Raw genomic sequence first — 22,610 nt, 5'->3', positions numbered from 1 at the left:
TTACTATCTAGATCAACCGTGCGCTTCGGCTAAATACAACCAAGTATCAATCACAGTATCAGGGTTTAATGACACTGTATCTATGCCTTGTTCTACCAACCAAGCTGCAAAATCAGCGTGATCTGAAGGACCTTGACCACAAATACCTATGTAAGCGCCCTTCGCTTTAGCCGCTTTAATGGCTAATGAAAGTAGCATTTTAACGGCTTCATCACGCTCATCGAATAAATGGCTAATGATACCTGAGTCACGGTCAAGCCCGAGTGTCAGCTGAGTTAAATCGTTTGAGCCGATAGAGAAGCCATCGAAATGCTCAAGGAATTGGTCTGCTAACAGGGCGTTTGAAGGCACTTCACACATCATGATGACACGTAAACCGTCTTTACCACGCTCTAAACCTTGCTCTTTGAGCAAGCCGACCACTTGCTCAGCTTCTTTCACTGTGCGAACGAATGGGATCATGACCTCAACGTTTTTCAGACCCATGTCATTACGAACGCGTTTAATCGCTTCACACTCAAGGGCAAAACAGTCACGGAAAGATTCAGAGATATAACGGCTCGCACCGCGGAAGCCCAGCATTGGGTTCTCTTCTTCTGGCTCGTATCTGTCACCACCAACCAAGTTTGCATATTCGTTAGACTTAAAGTCTGACATACGTACGATCACTTTCTTCGGATAGAAAGCTGAACCGATAGTCGCAATACCTTCAACTAGACGAGCAATGTAGAACTCAACGGGTGATTCGTAACCAGCAATCATTTCGTTGATTTCAGTTTGCAGCGCTGCATCCTGTTGATTGAATTCGAGCAGTGCCTTTGGATGGATGCCGATCATACGGTTGATGATGAATTCTAAACGCGCTAGACCCACACCTTCGTTTGGCAAACGAGCAAAATCAAATGCACGATCAGGGTTACCCACGTTCATCATGATTTTCATTGGCAATGCAGGCAGAGAGTCAACACGGTTTGAAATCACTTCAAACTCTTGTTTACCTTCGTAGATAAAGCCAGTGTCACCTTCGGCGCAAGAAACAGTCACGATTTGACCATTCTTGATACGGTCAGTCACGTCACCACAACCCACCACCGCTGGCACACCTAATTCGCGGGCGATAATTGCCGCATGACAGGTACGACCGCCACGGTTTGTGACGATAGCACTTGCGCGCTTCATGATAGGTTCCCAATCAGGATCTGTCATGTCTGTCACTAACACATCACCAGGTTGGATTTGATCCATATCGGCGATTGAGGTTAATACTTTGGCTACACCAGTACCCACTTTATGACCGATAGCGCGACCTTCACAGATCACAGCGCCACGGCTCTTTAAGTGATAACGTTCAATCAATTGCACATCTTCACGGCTACGAACCGTTTCTGGACGCGCTTGAACGATATACAATTTGCCATCGTTGCCGTCTTTTGCCCATTCGATGTCCATTGGACGACCGTAATGTTTTTCGATCACCATGGCTTGTTTGGCTAATTCTTCAACTTCAGCGTCATTGATAGAGAATTGACGACGTTTGTCAGCAGTCACGTCTTCAATTTTGACTTGTTTGCCGTGAGCAGCATCATCTGAATACACCATTTGGATGAGCTTGCTACCGATATTACGGCGCACAACAGCCTTGTGACCTAAGGCTAAAATAGGTTTATGAACATAAAATTCATCTGGGTTTACCGCGCCTTGAACAACCATTTCACCCAGACCAAAAGATGAAGTGATAAACACCACATCGTTATTGCCAGATTCAGTGTCCATAGTGAACATCACACCTGAAGCCGCTTTATCTGAACGAACCATGCGTTGTACGCCAGCAGACAAGGCAACACCGTGGTGCTCATAACCTTGATGCACACGGTAGGAAATAGCGCGATCGTTAAAGAGTGAAGCGTACACATGCTTGATCGCTGTCAGTACGGATTCAAATCCTTTCACGTTTAAGAAGGTTTCTTGCTGACCTGCAAAAGAGGCATCTGGCATATCTTCAGCTGTTGCAGAAGAACGTACCGCGAATGACGCTTCGCTAGTTTCAGCGGCAAGTTTATCGTAAGCTTCACGAATCGCTTGCTCTAATGCTGGTTGAAATGGAGTGTCGATAACCCACTGTCTGATCTGTGCACCTACTTTAGCCAGCGCATTGACATCATCTACATCCAGTGTGGCTAGAATGTCATAAATCTTCTGGTTAACTCCGCTTTGTTCAAGGAACTCGTTGAACGCATGGGAAGTTGTCGCAAATCCGCCAGGTACTTGAACACCGGCATTGGCCAGATTGCTGATCATCTCGCCTAGAGAAGCATTTTTACCGCCAACCAAGTTGACGTCACCCATGCCTAATTCTTGATACCAGAGTACGTATTGCTGCACAGTTCTATCTCCGCAAGTTTATTTCAGTGGCCCCTTCACACGAGGGCAGCGGCATTTTACACTCCTGTCGAACACGCGTAAATCTATAATTTTATTTGTAATTTTATTACTACAAGAGGTCAGTATGGCACCAAAAGTATTCTATATCTCCGACGGGACAGCGATCACAGCTGAAGTTTTTGGTCATGCGGTTCTCTCGCAATTTCCATTAGAATTTGAGTCACTTACGATTCCATTTGTCGAAACTCTGACGAAAGCGGAGCAAGTTAAGCGACAAATTAATGATTGTTTTATTACAACAGGTGAGCGGCCGTTAGTATTCCATTCCATCGTAAAAGCCGAGATCCGCGACATCATCTACTCGAGTGAAGGGGTTGATTATGATTTTTTGAATACTTTTGTGGCCCCACTCGAACAACATTTAGGTGTTTCTGCCTCTCCAGTTGTACATAGAACCCATGGAAAAGCGAATCACGGCTATGAAGCGCGTATTGATGCCATTAATTTCGCCATGGATAACGATGATGGCCAGACCATGAAACATATGGATCAAGCCGATCTGGTTTTACTTGGGGTCTCTCGCTGTGGCAAAACGCCATCGAGCCTGTATTTATCAATGCAGTTCGGTATAAAAGCGGCAAACTACCCTTTCACCGAAGATGATATGGATAACCTTAAGTTACCTGAAGCGCTGAAACGCAATAAGAAAAAACTGTTTGGTTTAACGATTGATCCCGTGCGTTTACATGAAATCCGTCAGAGTCGAATGGAGAATAGCCGCTATTCATCGCTCAAACAGTGCCGCTTAGAAGTCAAAGAAGTGGAAATGCTGTTTAAACGCGAACGCATTCCTTACATAGACACCACTAATCATTCCGTGGAAGAAATTGCCACTAAAATATTAGATGTCACGGGCCTAGAACGGCATATGTTCTAAGCCTAATAAGCCAAAATCAGCAAAAGAAACCGAGTGAATTTAGTCTAAAAGAAACTAACTTAAATCAAATTCATTGCACAGTTGCCGACAATTAACGCAATTGGCACTGTGCAACTCGGTTCGATTCGTTATAATCCGAGGCAATCTGGCGAAAAGCGCCGCACGCAAGCTCGGTATTTTGAATGACCATAAAAACAGACGAACTACGCACTTCCTTATTAGCAAAAGTCATCTCACCTGCGCAACTGGCATCTGAGTTCCCATTAACTCAAGATGCAGCCGATTATCTGGTTCAGCAACGTCGTGAAGTCGAAGCCATCATTATGGGTGAAGACCAACGTCTATTAGTGATCATAGGCCCATGTTCAATCCACGATACTAAAGCGGCATTAGATTATGCTCAACGCTTAGCCGCGTTACACCAAGAATTGAAAGATGACTTGTGTATCTTAATGCGCGTCTATTTTGAAAAACCCCGCACAATTGTCGGTTGGAAAGGATTAATTTCTGATCCCGATCTCGATGGCAGTTTCGAACCAAACAAAGGTTTACGCATTGCCCGCGAATTGCTGCAACAAATCACTGAATTAAAATTGCCTATCGCCACCGAATTTTTAGATATGGTGAACGGTCAGTACATAGCGGATCTCATCACTTGGGGTGCTATTGGTGCGCGTACTACGGAAAGCCAAGTCCACCGTGAAATGGCTTCGGCACTGTCTTGCCCCGTTGGTTTTAAAAATGGTACTGATGGGAACATCAATATTGCCGTTGATGCAGTGCGTGCCGCACAAGTGCCACATGTTTTCTATTCACCGGATAAAGATGGCGCTATGGCGGTCTATCGCACCCACGGCAACCCGTTTGGCCATATCATCCTACGTGGTGGCAAAAAACCTAATTATCACGCACAAGATATCGAAGAAGCGCGTCAACAGCTTGCATCTGTTGGGGTAACTCAACGTATGGTTATCGATTTCAGCCACGGAAACAGTGAGAAGAACCATCTCAAACAGCTGATGGTCGCCGATGAAATTATGACTCAAATGCGTGCTGGCAGCACTGCCATCGCAGGTATTATGGCTGAAAGCTTCTTACAAGAAGGTAATCAAAAAGTCGTTGAAGGCCAGCCACTATGTTATGGCCAAAGTATCACAGACGCCTGCTTACATTGGGACGACTCTGAAATTCTGCTACGTAAGCTCGCAGCGGCTTCCCGCGAAAGAAAAGCACTGTTAACCAAATAAATCTGAAGTAAAATAAATCGTCCAATAAAAAACCGATCTCATTTCGGTTTTTTATTGGAAGCATGACATTATCCTCAGTCATATGCCTACTGCGCCTTAAAGCCTGTAGTTTTCTATCTTTAACCACCATAAATCTTTATAATTCGAGCTTATTTTGCTGCATTACCTTAGGTTGCTGTATGTCGCTTACGCCCATTTCTCCAAACACCGAAAATACCTCACGAATCGAAGCCGCTGAAACACCCTTTTCTGACGCAATTCAAACTCGAATTGATTCCTCAGAAGCGCGTGTGATTAAAGCAGTATTCCCCTCTATCACCAACCATCACAATACCTTATTTGGTGGCGAAGCTTTAGCGTGGATGGATGAAACAGCCTTTATTGCGGCAACTCGTTTCTGCCGTAAAACCTTAGTCACAGTGAGTTCCGATAGAATTGATTTTAAAAAGCCTATCCCAGCAGGCACACTAGCCGAACTCATCGCTCGTGTAATCCATGTAGGTAATACGTCATTAAAAGTTGAAGTCAACATCTATGTCGAAGACATGTATCAAGACTATCGAGAGCATGCCATACGTGGTGTGTTCACCTTTGTTGCGGTTGACGAACAACGAAATCCTACAAAAGTGTGGACATATGGGTAGTTTTTAGACGATTTTAAAGTATAGGTTAGCCCGTACTTTCGGGCTTTCAATTGAAACCATACGGTCCATCTTTTTCCATGTAAAACTCCAACCAAAATCTAACAACCAGAAACATATCAAAATTTTGTCCTTATTCCTGAATAAAGCAATAGGATCCTTGCTTACTTTTCTGTTACATTGAGTTCAATCTTCACGCGCACCGAACATAATCATAAAAGCCATGAAGCTAGAAAACTTAAATATTATTATCGCAGACGATCATCCATTGTTCAGAAATGCACTACGTCAAGCACTGACCAGCGCTTTCGAACATGCACAGTGGTTTGAAGCCGACAGTGCTGACGCACTGCAATCTGTATTGGATGTTCGAAGCGTCGATTACGATCTTGTACTGTTAGATCTGCAGATGCCCAGGTCCCACGGCTATTCCACGCTTATCCACCTACGCTCACATTATCCTGAGTTACCCGTTGTGGTGATTTCAGCCCACGAGGATATCAATACCATTAGCCGTGCGATTCATTATGGCAGCAGTGGTTTTATCCCTAAATCAGCTTCAATGGAAACCCTAAAAGAGGCGCTAAGTGCGGTGTTATTCGGTGATATTTGGTTGCCTAAAGGCACTGAGATTATTGCTATCAATGACGATGCCATTGATAAAATGGCCAACAAGTTATCCGATCTCACGCCGCAACAATATAAAGTGTTGCAGATGTTTGCCGAAGGTTTATTAAATAAACAAATAGCCTACGATCTTGGCGTGTCTGAGGCGACCATCAAGGCGCACGCGACTGCCATATTTAGAAAACTTGGCGTTCGCAACCGCACTCAAGCAGTTATTGCCCTTGCGCAACTCGAGATGGATAAAGTCGATTTATCTTAATCGCTAAACCCATAAAAAATGCCGCTTTTATTAGCGGCATTTTTATGTTTGTAAATCATCCAAGTTAACGCATTGGCAGATTTTTATCGGCAAACATTTCATCTATGAGCTGTTGATCCCGTAATGCTACGGCTTTCTCCACCACATCACGGGTTAAATGCGGCGCAAAGTGCTGAATAAAATCATACATATAACTGCGCAAGAAACTGCCCTTCCTAAAACCAATTTTAGTCGTACTGTGGGCAAACAAATGATCAGCATCAATAGCGACTAAATCTTTATCAACATTTGGATCAATGGCCATAGACGCGATGACCCCCACGCCTAATCCTAAACGAACATAGGTTTTAAGCACGTCGGCACTGGTCGCACTAAAGACAACACGCGGCTCTAAATTGGCCCGATTGAACGCTTTCTCAATTTCAGAAGCACGGTCAAAACCAAAGACATAGGTCACTAAGGGGAAACGGGCTAAATCTTCGATACTAATCAAGCTGCCTTGATTGCGGGTCGCAAGAGGATGGTCTTTGGGCACAACGATAGAGCGGTTCCAGTGGTAACAAGGCAACATTATCAGATCTGAATATAAATGCATTGCTTCGGTCGCAATGGCAAAATCTGCATCACCGCGAGCCGCCTGTTCGCTGATCTGCGACGGTGTCCCTTGGTGCATATGCAAGTTCACTTTAGGATAGCGATCAATAAACTGACGAATTATCGTCGGTAATGCATAGCGTGCCTGAGTATCTGTTGTGGAAATATTTAACTCACCTTGATCTGGCTTAGTATATTCTTCAGACACTTTTTTGATACTTTCAACTTTACCTAAAATATCATTGGCAATGCTGATCACTTGCAAACCCGCAGGTGTGACATGGGTTAAATGCTTACCGCTACGACCAAATATTTGGATCCCCAACTCATCTTCAAGCATACGAACTTGTTTACTGATCCCAGGTTGAGAGGTATACAAGTTTTCAGCTGTCGCCGATACATTGAGGTTATGTTTTACGACCTCAGCAATATACCTGAGTTGTTGCAGTTTCATCTTATTTCCTTGTCTCAAACACGCAAAATGCCATTAACAACTGAGCCCTCAAAGCACTCTCAGCTATAATCAATCGTTATAGTATATAGTAAAAATTAAAGCAAATAGGAATATAGAGCACAAGTCTACAGATTCATACGACAGAAATGATAACCTAGGCTAAGATAACTATGCTAGTTTATTGATTTATTGTAGCATTAGCTCAATTGGATAAATAATGGAACATCTATGTCATTCACCTTGGTTCTGATCCTCATCGGTGCGCTTTTACTGCTTGTTATCGGAATTAACGTATTACAGCAACAAAAAGAACGTGTAGAGGCTGAGCGTCGCATTGAATTTGCCCGTCAAAGAGCAATTATCGATGAAACTGAAACTGTGTTATCAAACACAGGAATGATGCCTTGTAGCACGAATATAGTATTGGTTTTGTACCGGCGTGTACAAGATGCCTTGCAGTCTGCAACAGCGATCAGTAATGGCCAACAACAGTCTGACTACCAACGTCGCTTAGCCGATATTAATAATCAAATAACAAGCTTACAGTCTGGACAACCTCAAACTCCTCCAATTGAGAATTTCAGACTACCCGATAATGACAAACAAATTTTAGCGCTTGTTCAAACCTTAAAAAAATTAAAGGCAATACTCAGAGCCGAGCATAATAAAGGTAAAGTCGATCCGAGCATTTTTGCTCAAGAAGAAAGCCGCATCGACAGTTTACAGCTCAGAATTAATGTCGATTCTATGCTTTCTCGTGCCCGCGCGGCCAGTTTTATGAAGCAATATGGCTCATCAAAACAAATGGTAACCAAAGCCCTATCAACATTACACGCCATTAAGGCACAAACGCCTAATGATCCCTTCATTGGGCGTAAAGTCGATGAGGCTAAACAATTACTTGATGAAATTATGGGGGCACAGAAACAATCTGAGCCCAGTGCGCCTAGACCTAAAAATGAAGAAGATGATATCGATATGCTGTTTCAACCTAAAAAGAAATGGTGATCAGTCTCTATTTGCTTACCGTTAAGTTGAATTAGCGACACATTTGCCACTCATGCTACCGCGTCATTGTGAGTCAGTTTGTATCTGCAGGTGTAAAGTACTCAACATGTTTGAATTATTATCTATAGCAACAAATTAATATCGAAAACACACAAACAAAAAGCCAAGTCATATTTGACTTGGCTTTTTGTTGTTCTATTAGCGTTAAGCTAGCTTAATCCATCGCTATGCGCCTTTCTTGGCCTTCTTGGTAGATTCACTCACCCACTTCCCATTGACGTAATGCGCAGACCAACCCGTGGCTTTGCCATCGACTTCAGTCGCAACGTATTGCTCTTTCGTCTTACGGCTAAACTTCACCGCAGCCTTATTGCCTTCATCATCAGTGACTGGCGCATCCGCTAAATACTGATACTTAGGCCATAGCAGGTCACGGTATTGAACCAGCTCCTCAACCAGAGGTGCACGGGTTTCACGTGATTTAGGGAAAGTACTGGCCGCTAAGAAGATACCCGCTGCACCATCACGTAATACGAAATGGGCATCCGATTTACTGCATTTCAGTTCGGGTAAATAAATAGGATCTTCTTTTGGCGGCGCCGCCTCACCATTTTTCAACAGTTTACGAGTATTTTTACATTCCTCGTTAGTACAACCGAAATACTTACCAAAACGACCATTTTTCAGTTCCATATCGTGACCACAGCGATCACACTCAATCAGTGGACCTTCATAGCCTTTGATCTTGAATTGGCCTTCTTCGACTTCATAGCCTTCACAGATTGGATTGTTACCGCAGACGTGTAACTTACGCTTCTCATCGATCAGGTAACTGTCCATTGCCGTGCCACAAATACTACAACGGTGCTTCGCACGCAGTGCATCTGTTTCGGCATCTTCACTGTTTTCGCTAATCGCCTCAACGCCAGGCGTGAGGTTCATCGTCGTCTTACAGCGTTCTTTAGGGGGCAATTCATAACCAGAGCAACCAAGGAAAACCCCAGTCGTTCCAGTGCGGATCCCCATAGGACGACCACAAGTTGGGCACTTGATATCCGTCATCACCATTTGGTTAAGACGCATGCCACCTTCTTCGGGATCTAGCTCCGCTTTTTCTAATTGCTTAGTAAAGTCAGCATAGAAACCATCGAGTACTTTTTTCCAGTCTAACTCGCCCCGAGCCACATCATCTAATGTTTGCTCCATGCTGGCGGTAAAGTCATAGCTCATCAAATCAGCAAAACTGCTCACCAATCGTTCGCTGACAATTTCACCCATTTTTTCGGCATAGAAACGACGATTTTCGACTTTTACATAACCACGATCTTGAATCGTTGAAATGATGGTTGCGTAGGTTGATGGGCGGCCAATGCCGCGTTTTTCTAATTCTTTTACTAAAGAAGCTTCGCTGTATCGTGCTGGCGGCTTAGTAAAATGTTGTTTAGGCTGCAATTCTTTTAATGCTAATACATCGCCTTGTGCCACAAATGGCAACGTATTGTCTTCTTCGTTTTTCTTCTTGAGTGCTGTTTGCACGCGAGTCCAACCATCAAAACGTAAAGTACGTCCAGTAGCCTTGAGCTCATAGTCACCCGCTTTCACGGTCAACTTAGTGGCATCATATTGTGCAGGTGTCATTTGACATGAGACAAACTGGCGCCAAATAAGCTCATATAAGCGCTGAGCGTCACGTTCCATGTCAGATAAGGTCGCTGCTTGCACTTGAACGTTCGATGGACGAATCGCTTCGTGAGCTTCTTGTGCGCCTTCTTTTGATCCGTATCGAATCGGTTCGGCGGGTAGATACTTATCACCAAATTCTTTAGCAATCATATCGCGCAAGTTTTCAACGGCTTCTTGACTCAAATTGGTCGAGTCGGTACGCATATAAGTGATATGACCAGCTTCGTAAAGTCGCTGAGCCATCATCATGGTCTTCTTTACACCAAAACCTAAACGTGTACTCGCGGCCTGTTGCAGTGTCGACGTAATAAAAGGAGCCGATGGTTTACTTTGAGTCGCTTTATCTTCGCGGGCCAGCACAGTAAAACTTGCCGCAGATAACGCTTGAACCGCAGCCATCGCTTGCTGTTCATTGATAGGATTAAAGGCAGCATCTAGATGCTTAACCACTTCCATCCGCAAAGCTTCTTGAGCGGGCGTATTGAGCTCTGCGTGTACATCCCAAAATTCTTCAGGCACAAAGGCTTTGATTTCGCTTTCGCGTTCGACCACTAAACGCACGGCAACCGACTGCACTCGCCCAGCGGATAAACCACGAGCAACTTTTTTCCACAGCAGTGGCGACACCATAAAACCGACAACTCTGTCTAAGAAGCGGCGCGCTTGTTGGGCATTAACCATGTTAGTGTCGAGTGTCGACGGTTTACTAAAAGCATCTTGAATCGCAGATTTAGTAATTTCGTTGAAAACGACACGTTGATACCGTGAAGGATCACCACCAATCACCTCTTGCAAATGCCAGGCGATAGCTTCTCCCTCACGGTCTAAGTCGGTTGCGAGATAGATTTGGTCAGCAGAATCGGCAAGTGCCTGTAACTCTTTAACGACTTTTTCTTTACCCGGCAAAATTTGGTACTTAGCCGCCCAGCCCTTTTCAGGGTTTACGCCCATACGAGACACTAGCGCTTGCTGATCTTTCACCTTTTTATATTGAGCTTTTTCTTCTGGCGACATCTTCTTAACTTCGGCAGCGGATTTAACCTTTTCATTGCCTTCTGAAGTCGATGATGTCGGCAGATCACGGATGTGACCTACGCTCGATTTAACGATGAATTCTTTGCCAAGATATTTATTAATAGTCTTAGCTTTGGCCGGTGATTCGACAATAACTAGCGATTTACCCATAGTTTAATTTGCGCCAAAAAATCTCAAGAAGGTGGAAATTGGCACCATATATAGAGGGTTGTACTGATAGTTTCAAGTTAATCCCTCTTTTATATGTACCAGCGAGTCACTTTTTAATCAAAGTTGAAAAAATGTAAAAATATAATATGCGTAATTAAAAACTAATATTTCATTATTTGCCAGCAAGCAAGAAATAGTTATGCATTTATCGTGAAAAAGTCGCTTTGAGCACAAAACCGTCCGCTTGTGCACTCGAAAAGCTTCAGTATACTGGGTTCCCTCAGGGACCATATGAACAAATAATAACTTTCCCTATCACAAGGATAAGCAATGAAGCACTTTGAAGCGAATTTTGATGGACTCGTTGGACCAACACACAATTACGCAGGGTTGTCTTTTGGCAATGTCGCCTCACTTAGCAATGCCGCCTTAGTTTCCAACCCCAAAGCTGCTGCAAAACAAGGACTCCAAAAAGCCAAAGCACTAGCCGATATGGGCATGGTTCAAGGAATATTAGCTCCTCAAGAGCGCCCAGACCTCTATACATTGCGCCGAATTGGATTTTCTGGCTCTGATGCTAATGTATTAAAACAAGCGGCAAAAGAAGCGCCCATATTACTTAATGCCTGTTGCAGTGCTTCCAGTATGTGGACAGCCAATGCCGCTACAGTCTCACCAAGTGCAGATACACGTGACGGCAAACTGCATTTTACCCCAGCAAATTTAGTCGATAAACTGCATCGCAGCATCGAGCCTTTGACAACGGGGCGCATATTAACAGCAACTTTCAGTGATCCCCACTATTTTCATCACCATAGTCACTTACCTGAGCATAATAGCTTCGGTGATGAAGGTGCCGCTAACCACACTCGTCTCTGCAATGAATACGGCCATGCTGGTGTTGAGCTGTTTGTTTATGGACAAGAAGCCACCAATCCCAACGCCCCTAAACCGCAAAAATATCCAGCAAGACAAACCTTAGAAGCATCGATGGCAGTCGCACGCTTACACCAGCTGGAAGACGATAATTGCGTCTTCATCCAACAGAATCCTGATGTGATTGATCAAGGTGTATTCCATAACGATGTTATCGCAGTAGGTAATCAAAATGTCCTGTTCTACCACGAACAAGCCTTCTTAAATACCCAGAATAAGATCGATGAAATTAAACGTAAACTCGACACTGAGCTGTATTTCATTGAAGTGCCAACCGCGAAAGTAGCAATTAACGACGCAGTCAAAAGCTATTTATTCAATACTCAAATTATTACGTTGCCATCAGGTGAAATGGCAATTATTGCCCCAACAGATTGCCAAGAAAATCCCGCGGTATTTGCCTATTTGAACGAATTACTCACGTTAAACACACCGATTAAGCAAGTGCTTTATTTCGACGTAAAACAAAGCATGCAAAACGGTGGCGGCCCTGCCTGTCTTCGTTTACGTGTCGCCATGAATGAAGTGGAAGTCGCAGCGGTAAATCAACACACTCTGATGAATGATGCTTTATTTACTCGTTTAAACCTTTGGGTAGACAAACATTATCGAGACAGATTAACCACCCAAGATCTTGCAGACCCTCAGCTAATCATCGAATCTCGAACAGCTCTAGATGAACTTACACAGATCATGAAACTAGGTAGCGTGTATCAGTTCCAGCGTTGATTTTAATCTAATCACACTAAAATAAAAGATAAAGGCGATAATATAATCGCCTTTAACACTTCTAAATCAACTTTAAACAAGTAGATTAACCACCATCAGTAACATTCACAGCCACACTCACAGGTGAGCCTTTTGGTGTTTTGATCGTAATAACAAGAGCACCAGATAATTTTTGGTTAGGCTTGTCTTCTTGACCGATTGTAAATGAATATATTAACGGTTTATTCGATACATTACTTGCAATTGAGTAACTTCCTCCTACAGGGACAATGAGCTTACCGTTATCTATTGAAGTAGTTATTTTAGTCTCGTAAGGTAACGTATTGTTATTAATATCAGAAACAAACAAATATATAGTCTGAGGCCCTTTCTCTACAGGTTTTGTTGGATCCGTTCTATCCATTAGATCTATTTCAGTAACCGCGGTCATCGTATCACCATCAATAGAAACTAACCGTATCATAGGGGTACTGCCTGACATAACAATGGGTATGTTTTTGAATATATTTAACTGGGCTCTATTATCATCCAAACCAGTATCAGTACAGGCTAGGCCGGAACCAGAAGCACATAATAACCCTGTGTATTTTTTATCAGCTTTATTAAATTTACCATCACTATTATAATCAACAAACTCCTCATCTACTGCACCCGCTGGTTGGATAAGCAAATCAGCTAATGAGGAACTCTGTGATATTTTACGATAAAAACCATCCTCGTTATCATCTGTAAAAGCTTCAGAGATATCAGTAAAAGGTTCTGTCTCACCCTTATCAATATCTATTACACCATCGCTATCAGTATCAACAACATCAAACAAGCCATTACCATTTAAATCAACAAAACTTTCCTCACCAATAGCATAAGCTGTGATAGTCGCTCTACCAGGTCTAGGTTGAGGTAATAATGAATTTATACCAGAATCAAATAGTACCTTTGATGTTCCCATACAAGGAGGATTAGTATCGCCATTAAATGGTACGGGACATTCCACAAGTGTAGTATCAAAAGGTCTAGGGTTCTGACTGCGCCATTGAACGCTGCAAGCACCATCAGGATTAGTTAAACCACCCGTTGTACAAGAGCCTGGTATAGCACCTCCTTCTGCAGTAAAAACGATTACTGTTCCGGCTGGTACCATGTTATTAAAGTGATCTGCTGCTAAAACATTAATATCTACAAGTTCATTATCATAATCCCAACCTTCTGGATTAAATGTAGATGCTGAGACAGAGAAACTATTATCATCTGCAAGGCCTGTTGTGATTGCAAGTTGATCTGACACATTTGAAATAACGCCATTATGACCTGCAGCAGTACTACCAGCCCATAATGCAAACACTTTTACAGGAGTCGCTCTATCACCACTTCTTACAATAACAGATGCTAGTCCTGCACTGTCAGTTACAGCAACGGCATATTTATTTGGAGCATTTAAATCAACAGGATAATTAGGAGTATTCGGCTTTGGAAAATTAGGGCAATCAAGATAATCTTGTGCTAATGGAGCAGGACTTAGACTAATACCACCTACTGCTGTGCTTAGTTCAAAACACACTCTTTCTTGCCCCGCTGGTGCAGCAGTTTCATCTAATAACTTGAATGTTACTACTGATGTTTCAGAACGAGCGCCTGCACCTGCGATCCCACCAGTACCTTGTAATGCTAACAATGTCGGGGTTGCTGAAACATACTGCAAAGCTCCAACTTTAATAGAATCAATATTGATAACTACTGTTGAACTTACACTTCCCCCGCCAGTTATAGCAGAAACAGATACTGTATCTTGTGTTTCGCACCCAGTACTTCGGTAAGTAGCGTATCCCTTTCCACCATTTGTAATAACAGGTGAATCAATTATTGCTTTATTTGATGCTTGGCATTCAGAAGTAAATACAAGAGTAAAAGGTTGACCTGTTGCTAATGAACCGTCTGGATTTAAAACTGTGACATCCAAAATGGTAGAACCACCAGCAGGTAGTAAATTAGTACCAAGAGAGGTTTCTAGTTTTAGAGAAATGTTTACTCTACCAATTTCAAACGCTTTCGTTGAGGTAACATCTTTTACTTTTAAAGATACTTCACCCGCACCAACACTACCATTAGCATATAGGTCTAAAATCGCTTTACCGTCAGCATTTGTAATAGCTGTACCAGAATTAGGGCTTATTGCTCCTAATGTTGTCGCGGCAGTAACAAGAACTTGCTGCAGGGCTTGCGTACTACCAGAACGCGTAACTTTAACACCAATAATACCGGGTTTATCGTTTGTAATATTGTCGGTTATCTTACAAACTTCAAAGTTTTTTAGTGTTTTATCCCAAGCTGCAACACCATTACAATTATATATATCAAATGTAATTTCTGGACTAGCCTCTACAGGGTCTATTTCATCCCCTGCTGTAACAAATCCAATAATTGCTTTAGCAGTTCCGTAAGCAGCACTGATTTCGCCTGCGCCTTCAATACTTCCAGCGGTTAACATAATCGAAGCCCGACCAATTGAATCTGTTAACGCTGTACCTTTCGTTGGAAGGAAGTTTCCTAAGGAACTACTAAAACTCACCACTTTACCAACTAATGGAGTGGCATCTTTATCAACTAAAGTAACCGTGACCTTGCTCGGTTGTGCTGCACTGACATTAGTGGTTGGCAAACCCGTCTGGCTATTAGTCAATTGAATTGATAAAGAATTAGCCTCGCCATTTCCACCAGGTGCATCTCCAACGACCGCAACATTAAAATCAGGGGTTGTTATTGTTTCCCCCTCGAGCGAAAAACTCGCAATAACAGTCGCCACGCCAGCGTCTGTCCCCGTGACTAATGTTACAGATGCTTTTCCATTAAGATCAGTCAATGCAGTTCCTGATGAAGGATTAAGTGATCCCTGTCCAGCCAGAGTAAAAGAAATAGTTTGATAGCTTGTAGGTACACCATTCTTTAGCAGAGTCGCGATAACAGTTCCAGGAATGCTATGGCTAATATTTCTAAGCTCTTGCCCCTGTGAATCGCTAATTGCAAGTTCAATACTGTAGGCATCAATTGGTTTAACAACCACTTCATCGCCTAAGGTATTAAACCCAAGCGGCGCTGATTCTGCGTTACCAAGTGCATAAGTTGCTGTAATACTGCCAGAGCCTAATTTATCTCCGGGCAAAACATCAATAGACACTTTACCTTCAGGACCTGTAACACCACTGTTAGGAGTTAAAACACCTTGGCCTTCTAAATTAAATACAATTCGAGCGCCAGCAAGTGGATTGGCATTTTTAGTCAAAGTCGCATTAAGCTTACCTGGCGTTGCATTAGAAATATTGGTTATGGTCTGTCCATCAGCATTAACTAATTCTAATTTAATGACATACTTGTCAACTGGAGGCGTTGTACCACCATCATCAGAGATACTGCCTCCACCACCACATGCTGATAATAAAAGCGAACACAATCCTGCGAGAAAAACCTTATACGCTGACTTCATTGTCAGGCTCCCTGTTACTCTGATGATAATACCTAAGCGAGACGCTTATTACTTATAGGCTAACATTACACAATTTTCACGCAACTTTCCCATAACTATCTTATTTTATTTCGCAAATCTGATAAATACTTTAACATTAATTGTCATTTCATCTTCACGATTTTCTTGCTAGTCTTGTGAGCGCCAAAAAATAGAATGTATAAAAAACACACAGGACTCTCTATGGCAATTTCTATAAAAAATAAACTCGGCCTTACAAGTAAAATTCTGATCGGTATGGGAACAGGTATTGCTTTAGGCCTCTTTCTTCGTAATGCCTTTCCAGAAAGCGATATAGTAAAAGATTATATTACCGAAGGTTTCTTGCATGTTATCGGTACTATCTTCATCTCCAGCTTAAAAATGTTAGTTGTTCCTTTAGTCTTTATTTCATTAGTTTGCGGAACTTGCTCACTGAGTGAACCTTCAAAATTAGGCCGCTTAGGGGGGAAAACCCTCGCCTTCTATTTATTCACGACCGCCATTGCTTTAGTGATTGCGATTGTCAGCGCAGCCCTAATACATCCAGGAAACGCCTCACTGGCGTCAGAAAAAATGGAGTACGTCGCAAAAGAAGCCCCAAGTCTTGCTGATGTGCTGATAAACATAGTGCCTACTAATCCGATGCAGGCATTGAGCGAAGGTAATATGCTGCAAATTATTATTTTTGCGGTCATTTTTGGCTTTGCTATTGCCCATATTGGTGAGCGCGGCAAACGTATTGCGGCGTTGTTTGAAGATTTAAATGAAGTCATCATGCGTGTCGTGACACTGATCATGCAACTCGCGCCCTATGGTGTGTTTGCGCTGATGGCAAAACTTGCATTAACACTCGGTTTAGAGACCTTTGGTAGTGTGGTTCAATATTTCTTCGTGGTCTTAGGTGTATTACTGGTCCATGCGTTTATCGTTTATCCAATCCTTTTAAAACTTTTCTCAGGCCTCAACCCCTTAATATTCATTCGTAAAATGCGCGATGTGCAGTTGTTTGCTTTTTCAACCGCCAGTTCAAATGCCACTTTACCCATTACCATAGAAGCGTCTGAGCATAGATTAGGTGTCGATAATAAAATTGCCGCTTTTACGCTACCGTTAGGCGCTACCATTAATATGGATGGCACAGCAATCATGCAAGGCGTTGCCACTGTGTTTATTGCGCAGGTTTTTGGCATTGAGCTCTCACTAACCGATTATGCCGTTGTTGTTGTGACAGCCACGTTAGCATCAATTGGTACCGCGGGTGTTCCAGGTGTCGGACTTATCATGCTGGCCATGGTGTTAAATCAAGTTGGCTTACCAGTGGAAGGGATTGCCCTGATTATCGGTGTCGATCGCTTACTCGACATGGTACGTACTGCTGTAAACGTCACTGGTGATTGCGTAGCAACTGTAATTATTGCTAAATCAGAGGGCGAATTTAACGAGCAAGTGTTTAACAACACTCAAGCGGGTAAAGTTGCTAGAAGTTTTGATGAGCAAGTTCATCATTTAGATAAATCGAACTAAACCTCACAAAGACCAAAATGACGCCCAGCTTCAGTGTTGGGCGTTTTTGTTTGAACGCAATACAGTTAACATGTCTATTGTTAGCAAAATATGAACGCACCAATAGTACGGAAGTTTGTTTTTAGATACATTATGTTTACTATTTTAATACGCTTAATGGGAGGGGTATAAATGTGGTGGAGAAGTCTTTGGATCCTGATTGCATGCTGGTTATTGAGTGCCCACTTCGTACGTTACGAACAAATTAACTTTGCTATTCCTTTTGCACTTGCGCCTTTGGTCTTATTTTTTAACTCAGTTTACTTACTTCGTTTATTACAAATTTTATTATTTATAAGTGTCTTTGCCGTATGGGGCGTCACAACCATTGAAGCGGTACATCTGCGATTAGCGCAAGAAATGCCTTGGTTGAGATTGTCTTTTATCATGATGGCGGTGATGTTATTTACCTTAGGCGCGATTATGTGTGGCAACGGCATTTTGCGGATCAGAAAACAAAAATCGCCTTGGGGAAATTCCCCGATACGCTAACACTTTAACGGCAAAACCTTCTTATTCAACAATTAATTAGTACTTATTTTGACCACAAGTTCAACTCGGTCAGCAAAGGTTAAGTTCAACTAAGATATGCTGATCCTCTATTTGGTTATCAGTGTGATTTTGCGTAGACTAGTTTGCTAAAGCTTTAGCTCATACACTTTAAGGCATTATATTATGAGAATTTTGGTTGTTGAAGACGATCCTATTTTATCCCACCACTTAAAAGTGCAATTAAGCGATCTCGGCAATCAAGTTCAAGTGGCACTGACTGCCAAAGAAGGTTTTTATCAAGCCACTAATTATCCCATCGATGTCGCCATTGTCGATTTAGGGCTACCCGATCAAGATGGTATTAGCTTAATTCAACAGCTCCGTGAAGCGGGTCTTAAAGCACCGATATTAATTCTCACGGCACGAGTTAATTGGCAGGATAAAGTTGAAGGCCTTAACGCCGGAGCCGATGACTATTTAGTGAAACCCTTTCAAAAAGAAGAGCTTGTCGCAAGGCTTGATGCCTTAGTGCGCCGTAGCGCAGGTTTTGTTAAACCCGTGATTTGCAGTGGAGAATTGAAACTCGATCTCGCCGCCAAACAAGTCACTCTGGGTGACGAAGTCATGGAGGTCACTGCCTTTGAATATTTAATCCTTGAATATTTGATGCGCCATTGTCATGAGGTTGTCGCCAAGCAACGTTTACTCGATGTGATTTATGGTGATAAGGAAGGCGATCCCAATACGATTGAAGTCATGGTCAGCCGCCTGCGTAAAAAACTGACCCGAGATGGTATAGATAACCCCATAGTGACCATCCGCGGCCAAGGATATAAATTTAACCTGCCATGCAATTAAGATTAAAATTCAAGAAACGTCTGCTGACACGGATGTTTCTCACCTCGCTATCAATTATTACCTTAGTGGGTTTTGGTCTCGCATGGATGGTTAATATTCTGCATGCGCAAAATAGTTATAACGAAGAAACGGCCCAACTCATTGCCGAAATTCCCCAAGTCGCCGCCGAATTACGGGAGCACGATCTTATCCCCGATACCAGTGCTTGGCTGGAAGAAAATAATAAACAAGAGCGTTATGTGATAGCGAGCTGCGATGACAAATTTAAGCAGGTTTGGACCTCATCCCTCGCAGTAGATCGTGGCTTATTTGATACCTGTGAGCGTTTTAACGAAATCCGTAACGACTCCCCGCCCTACTACCTCACCATGGCTGACGACAGAGGTTATTTCGTCTATTTGCTCGCGGTAGAAATTGCCAGTGTGCATTACAACCTCCTCGTCATGAAAGATGCCGCCAAACTGGAGCAAGAATACAGTAAGTTCAGTAAACGTACTTATATTCGTTTAGCCATGGTATTGGCCTTAGCCTTAATTCTATTGGTCAGCGCCGCCTATTGGGGCATGCGTCCCTTGGTACGGATGCAAAATGAACTGCAATCAATTAACCAAGGTAAGAGTAAATCACTTTCTGAGGGCTATCCTGTTGAACTTGAAGGCGTAACGCAAGCACTCAACCAGATGTTGCAACAATCTAGTGCCCAACAACAGCGCTATCAAAATGCGATGAATGACTTGGCACACAGTCTTAAAACCCGCTTAGCCGCCGTGCATGCCATTACAGATGACGCCAGTTTGAGTAAACAATCGGCAAGCGAAAAGATCATGGAACAAGTCAGCCAGATGGATCAGCTGGTCAAATACCAATTAAAACGGGCCATGTTAGGCCGCCAAGGCCTGAAGCAAGAACAAACTGTTATCGCGCCCTTAGTCGATCAATTAGCACAAATGTTGTTTAAAATTTATCGAGAAAAACAAGTGCAGTTCTCGGCCAACATCTCCCCTTCCTTGATGTTCCCCGGCAACAAGGGTGACTTAATGGAGCTGTGTGGCAACCTTATGGAAAATGCTTTCCGCCTGTGTATCAGCCAAGTGCATGTATCGGCTAAAATTAACTCACAAGGTGAGTTTGAACTCATTATTGAAGATGATGGCCCAGGTGTTGAAGAAAGCTTAAGACAGAAGATTATCCAACGTGGCGTGCGAGCCGATACTCAGTCCCCAGGGCAAGGGATCGGATTAGCTGTCTGTGATGAAATCGTTCACAGCTACGGTGGCAGCTTAAAAATTGAAGAAAGTCGCTTAGAAGGGGCGCTCTTTAGGATCCGTATCCCAGTGTAAGAAACTGGGATATTATCAGGCAATCACCGCATATAACTGTTCGGCTCGATTAAACATGATCCAAGAAGTGGCAATATATTTGTCACCACTCACAGGTTTATTTCCCCGATGTGAATGAGTAAATCCCGCAGGCGCTATCACCATAGTGCCTTTTTTGGGGGAGATTTTACGCTGTTGATAATAAAATTCGGTTTCGCCGCCCTCTTCCACATCATTTAAATAAAACATATAGAGCACGACGCGATGCAGAGCTTCATTGTGGCCATTCTGCGGGAATTGTTCCGAATGCCAATGGGGATAACCGCCTTTATTTTGCTGATACTTTTGAATATTAATACTGCCACTGCGATACAAATACTTCACTAAGCCATCGGCCCTAGGCGCACCCAGCGTCGCAAAATTAGTCGGAGTTAGCGTTACAGGTTGGCCCTGCTCATCACTCACTGACACAGCAACCGCACCCATTAATGCCATTGAATATTTTGTAAAATAATCTACCGCGCCCCTTAAGGTATAACCTAAGAGTTCGTTTCTGATGGGCTGCAGGTCGACGAAACTATCTAAGGTCAAATCGCGGCTGATCTTCTTCTCCAGATCAACGCCATTGCCCGTGTGTCCATCAACAACGCCAGCATGTTGCTCAAATGCCAGAATGAGACGGTCACATAAGTCATTCGGCAACGCATTAGGGTATACTTCAATAAAGTCCATACTTCCTCAATGGAGTGGCTACTTTCTAGGCTTACTATGCTGACATGTTAGTTAAGTAATTGTAAAGCAGCATCATTGAGATAAAATAACCCACATTACGCTTCACGATAACAAGAATATGAAAAAAAGCTGTAAAGTTTCAGTCCATCAACTTCAAGTCGGCAACTTTGTGCGTTTGCCCGTGGCTTGGAAAGATCATCCCTTTTTATTCAGTAGCTTTCATATTAAACAAGCTGCGCAAATCGAGTTGATTAAAAATCTGGGCATCGAACATGTCATCGTCGATTTAGAACGCAGCGACGTCGCCCCGATACATGCTGATGCGGTCAACCCTATCAAATTGCCGCCAAGTGCTGAAATCAATGTGCTTAAAAACGACATGGATCAATACAAGGCTGAGCAAATCGAAGTGCAAAAAAAATTACGCCGTGACATTAATAAAACTGAGCAAAATTTTACCCGCTCAGTAGCCATGATGCGCAGCCTCATCTCTAAGCTACGTAATCGCCCCTTAAATGCGGTCGATGACGCCAAAGATTTGGTACACACCATAGTCGAACAGCTGCTCAACTCAGATAACTTAGTGCTGCATTTGATGAGTGATGCTAAGCAGGATGAAAGCATTTACTACCACTCCTTGAATGTTGCGATCCTCTCTATGCTGATCGCCAAAGAAATGGAATGGGATAGAAGTGAAATCGAAACGGTCGGTCTCAGTGCCCTGTTCCACGACGTGGGTAAATTAAAAATTCCACCACAAATTCTAAAAAAATCGACACCTTGGTCAGCACCAGAGCTTAATTTTATCAAGCAGCATCCATTACTTGGGATTGAACTGCTCAAATTAGCCGATAATTTTCCCCAAGCAGCCTTACCTGCAATCACCAATCACCACGAGTTTCTCGATGGCAGTGGTTATCCCAAAGGCCTAAAGGAAGAGGCTCTCGATAAGGTATCGCAACTGATTGCGGTAGTGAACGAATATGACTCCTTGTGTTACCCAAGCCAACAGGGCAAAGCCAGAATGCCCTACGCCGCACTAGGGCATTTGTATAAGCAATATAAAACTAAGCTAAATCAAGAGTATATTGGCAAGATGATCAAGATGCTGGGCATTTACCCCCCAGGCAGTGTAGTGGAATTATCCAGCGGTCAATATGCCATGGTGATGTCGGTTAACTTAACTAAACTGCTATGCCCTAAGATATTGGTTTACGATGCGTTAGTTCCTAAAGACCAAGCGCCTATCGTTGATTTAGAGATTGAAGGGATCAGCATAGTGCGTTGCTTACCACCTGCGGCGCTTCCTGAAAAAGTCCACGAATATTTGAATCCGCGCGAGCGAGTGAGTTACTACTTTGGCGGCGATAGTCGTAAGTAGTTGATTAAGAAACTGGCTTAACGATTATGTCTAACGAGCTTCACTCATTTAAGCAAAGTCATCGAGTCTCACTCATTGAATAAA

16 protein-coding genes are annotated in these 22,610 nt (G+C 43.0%); 11 read left to right on the top strand and 5 right to left on the bottom strand.

Going from position 1 to position 22,610, the window contains the following annotated elements; all coding sequences use genetic code 11:
- Nucleotides 1-12 precede the first annotated feature (12 nt).
- A complete protein-coding gene (gene ppsA / locus L5L97_RS06835) occupies nucleotides 13-2,382 on the bottom strand; it encodes a phosphoenolpyruvate synthase (RefSeq protein ID WP_028759726.1) in 2,370 nt (789 codons plus the stop codon).
- Nucleotides 2,383-2,506: 124 nt separating this feature from the next.
- On the opposite strand from ppsA, the gene L5L97_RS06830 reads away from it, so the two are divergent.
- The 4 genes from L5L97_RS06830 (at nucleotide 2,507) to L5L97_RS06815 (ending at nucleotide 6,093) form a co-directional block, all read left to right on the top strand.
- The gene (locus L5L97_RS06830) at nucleotides 2,507-3,319 is read left to right on the top strand and encodes a pyruvate, water dikinase regulatory protein (protein ID WP_028759725.1); all 813 of its coding nucleotides are present in this window, start codon (nucleotides 2,507-2,509) and stop codon (nucleotides 3,317-3,319) included.
- Between the two features lie 182 nt (nucleotides 3,320-3,501).
- On the top strand, nucleotides 3,502-4,566 hold the full coding sequence (locus L5L97_RS06825) for a 3-deoxy-7-phosphoheptulonate synthase (RefSeq protein ID WP_028759724.1): 1,065 nt from the start codon (nucleotides 3,502-3,504) through the stop codon (nucleotides 4,564-4,566).
- Between the two features lie 179 nt (nucleotides 4,567-4,745).
- On the top strand, nucleotides 4,746-5,210 hold the full coding sequence (locus L5L97_RS06820; protein ID WP_263181504.1) for an acyl-CoA thioesterase: 465 nt from the start codon (nucleotides 4,746-4,748) through the stop codon (nucleotides 5,208-5,210).
- Between the two features lie 220 nt (nucleotides 5,211-5,430).
- A complete protein-coding gene (locus tag L5L97_RS06815; RefSeq protein ID WP_263181503.1) occupies nucleotides 5,431-6,093 on the top strand; it encodes a response regulator transcription factor in 663 nt (220 codons plus the stop codon).
- A gap of 64 nt (nucleotides 6,094-6,157) precedes the next feature.
- Here the strand turns inward: L5L97_RS06815 and cysB are convergent, their stop codons facing one another.
- The gene (cysB, locus tag L5L97_RS06810) at nucleotides 6,158-7,141 is read right to left on the bottom strand and encodes an HTH-type transcriptional regulator CysB (RefSeq protein WP_263181502.1); all 984 of its coding nucleotides are present in this window, start codon (nucleotides 7,139-7,141) and stop codon (nucleotides 6,158-6,160) included.
- Between the two features lie 228 nt (nucleotides 7,142-7,369).
- On the opposite strand from cysB, the gene zomB reads away from it, so the two are divergent.
- Entirely contained in the window at nucleotides 7,370-8,149 is a 780-nt protein-coding gene (zomB, locus tag L5L97_RS06805; RefSeq protein WP_028759720.1) for a flagellar motor control protein ZomB, read from the top strand.
- Between the two features lie 225 nt (nucleotides 8,150-8,374).
- Here zomB and topA read toward each other — a convergent pair whose 3' ends face one another.
- The gene (gene topA, locus L5L97_RS06800) at nucleotides 8,375-11,017 is read right to left on the bottom strand and encodes a type I DNA topoisomerase (protein ID WP_113940531.1); all 2,643 of its coding nucleotides are present in this window, start codon (nucleotides 11,015-11,017) and stop codon (nucleotides 8,375-8,377) included.
- 330 nt (nucleotides 11,018-11,347) lie between these two features.
- Here topA and astB point away from each other — a divergent pair, with 330 nt between their 5' ends.
- Nucleotides 11,348-12,682 carry an N-succinylarginine dihydrolase gene (gene astB, locus L5L97_RS06795; RefSeq protein ID WP_131523320.1) on the top strand — a complete coding sequence of 445 codons (1,335 nt, stop codon included), beginning with the start codon at nucleotides 11,348-11,350 and terminating at the stop codon, nucleotides 12,680-12,682.
- 85 nt (nucleotides 12,683-12,767) lie between these two features.
- On the opposite strand, the gene L5L97_RS06790 is transcribed toward astB, so the two are convergent.
- A complete protein-coding gene (locus tag L5L97_RS06790; RefSeq protein WP_263181501.1) occupies nucleotides 12,768-16,160 on the bottom strand; it encodes an invasin in 3,393 nt (1,130 codons plus the stop codon).
- Between the two features lie 222 nt (nucleotides 16,161-16,382).
- On the opposite strand from L5L97_RS06790, the gene L5L97_RS06785 reads away from it, so the two are divergent.
- From L5L97_RS06785 to L5L97_RS06770, 4 genes are all read left to right on the top strand, one after another.
- On the top strand, nucleotides 16,383-17,705 hold the full coding sequence (locus tag L5L97_RS06785) for a dicarboxylate/amino acid:cation symporter (RefSeq protein ID WP_028759716.1): 1,323 nt from the start codon (nucleotides 16,383-16,385) through the stop codon (nucleotides 17,703-17,705).
- Nucleotides 17,706-17,876: 171 nt separating this feature from the next.
- Nucleotides 17,877-18,236, top strand: coding sequence for a hypothetical protein (locus tag L5L97_RS06780; RefSeq protein ID WP_028759715.1), 360 nt, complete (start codon nucleotides 17,877-17,879; stop codon nucleotides 18,234-18,236).
- A gap of 183 nt (nucleotides 18,237-18,419) precedes the next feature.
- Nucleotides 18,420-19,094, top strand: a complete 675-nt coding sequence (locus L5L97_RS06775; protein WP_028759714.1) for a response regulator — start codon at nucleotides 18,420-18,422, stop codon at nucleotides 19,092-19,094.
- Nucleotides 19,085-20,434: a sensor histidine kinase gene (locus tag L5L97_RS06770; protein ID WP_263181500.1), complete on the top strand. Its 1,350-nt coding sequence runs from the start codon at nucleotides 19,085-19,087 to the stop codon at nucleotides 20,432-20,434. Before L5L97_RS06775 ends, L5L97_RS06770 begins: the two co-directional genes overlap by 10 nt.
- A gap of 15 nt (nucleotides 20,435-20,449) precedes the next feature.
- Here L5L97_RS06770 and L5L97_RS06765 read toward each other — a convergent pair whose 3' ends face one another.
- The gene (locus L5L97_RS06765; protein WP_263181499.1) at nucleotides 20,450-21,145 is read right to left on the bottom strand and encodes a 2OG-Fe(II) oxygenase; all 696 of its coding nucleotides are present in this window, start codon (nucleotides 21,143-21,145) and stop codon (nucleotides 20,450-20,452) included.
- A 118-nt stretch (nucleotides 21,146-21,263) separates the two neighbouring features.
- On the opposite strand from L5L97_RS06765, the gene L5L97_RS06760 reads away from it, so the two are divergent.
- On the top strand, nucleotides 21,264-22,526 hold the full coding sequence (locus L5L97_RS06760) for an HD-GYP domain-containing protein (RefSeq protein ID WP_028759711.1): 1,263 nt from the start codon (nucleotides 21,264-21,266) through the stop codon (nucleotides 22,524-22,526).
- The last annotated feature ends 84 nt before the right edge of the window (nucleotides 22,527-22,610 follow it).

Origin of the sequence: Shewanella sp. SM71, assembly GCF_025653905.1 — a bacterium.
GTDB lineage: Bacteria > Pseudomonadota > Gammaproteobacteria > Enterobacterales > Shewanellaceae > Shewanella > Shewanella oncorhynchi.
The sequence above is the reverse complement of the archived record's forward strand: the minus strand, read 5'-3'. Positions and strand labels throughout refer to the sequence as shown.

Excerpts from the sequence above, each read along its gene's own strand:
- zomB (WP_028759720.1), top strand. The coding sequence starts at position 7,370 with ATGTCATTCACCTTGGTTCTGATCCTCATCGGTGCGCTTTTACTGCTT.
- L5L97_RS06760 (WP_028759711.1), top strand. The coding sequence starts at position 21,264 with ATGAAAAAAAGCTGTAAAGTTTCAGTCCATCAACTTCAAGTCGGCAAC.
- L5L97_RS06770 (WP_263181500.1), top strand. The coding sequence starts at position 19,085 with ATGCAATTAAGATTAAAATTCAAGAAACGTCTGCTGACACGGATGTTT.
- L5L97_RS06775 (WP_028759714.1), top strand. The coding sequence starts at position 18,420 with ATGAGAATTTTGGTTGTTGAAGACGATCCTATTTTATCCCACCACTTA.
- L5L97_RS06830 (WP_028759725.1), top strand. The coding sequence starts at position 2,507 with ATGGCACCAAAAGTATTCTATATCTCCGACGGGACAGCGATCACAGCT.
- L5L97_RS06815 (WP_263181503.1), top strand. The coding sequence starts at position 5,431 with ATGAAGCTAGAAAACTTAAATATTATTATCGCAGACGATCATCCATTG.
- cysB (WP_263181502.1), bottom strand. The coding sequence starts at position 7,141 with ATGAAACTGCAACAACTCAGGTATATTGCTGAGGTCGTAAAACATAAC.
- L5L97_RS06765 (WP_263181499.1), bottom strand. The coding sequence starts at position 21,145 with ATGGACTTTATTGAAGTATACCCTAATGCGTTGCCGAATGACTTATGT.
- L5L97_RS06785 (WP_028759716.1), top strand. The coding sequence starts at position 16,383 with ATGGCAATTTCTATAAAAAATAAACTCGGCCTTACAAGTAAAATTCTG.
- L5L97_RS06825 (WP_028759724.1), top strand. The coding sequence starts at position 3,502 with ATGACCATAAAAACAGACGAACTACGCACTTCCTTATTAGCAAAAGTC.
- topA (WP_113940531.1), bottom strand. The coding sequence starts at position 11,017 with ATGGGTAAATCGCTAGTTATTGTCGAATCACCGGCCAAAGCTAAGACT.
- L5L97_RS06780 (WP_028759715.1), top strand. The coding sequence starts at position 17,877 with ATGTGGTGGAGAAGTCTTTGGATCCTGATTGCATGCTGGTTATTGAGT.
- astB (WP_131523320.1), top strand. The coding sequence starts at position 11,348 with ATGAAGCACTTTGAAGCGAATTTTGATGGACTCGTTGGACCAACACAC.
- L5L97_RS06790 (WP_263181501.1), bottom strand. The coding sequence starts at position 16,160 with ATGAAGTCAGCGTATAAGGTTTTTCTCGCAGGATTGTGTTCGCTTTTA.
- L5L97_RS06820 (WP_263181504.1), top strand. The coding sequence starts at position 4,746 with ATGTCGCTTACGCCCATTTCTCCAAACACCGAAAATACCTCACGAATC.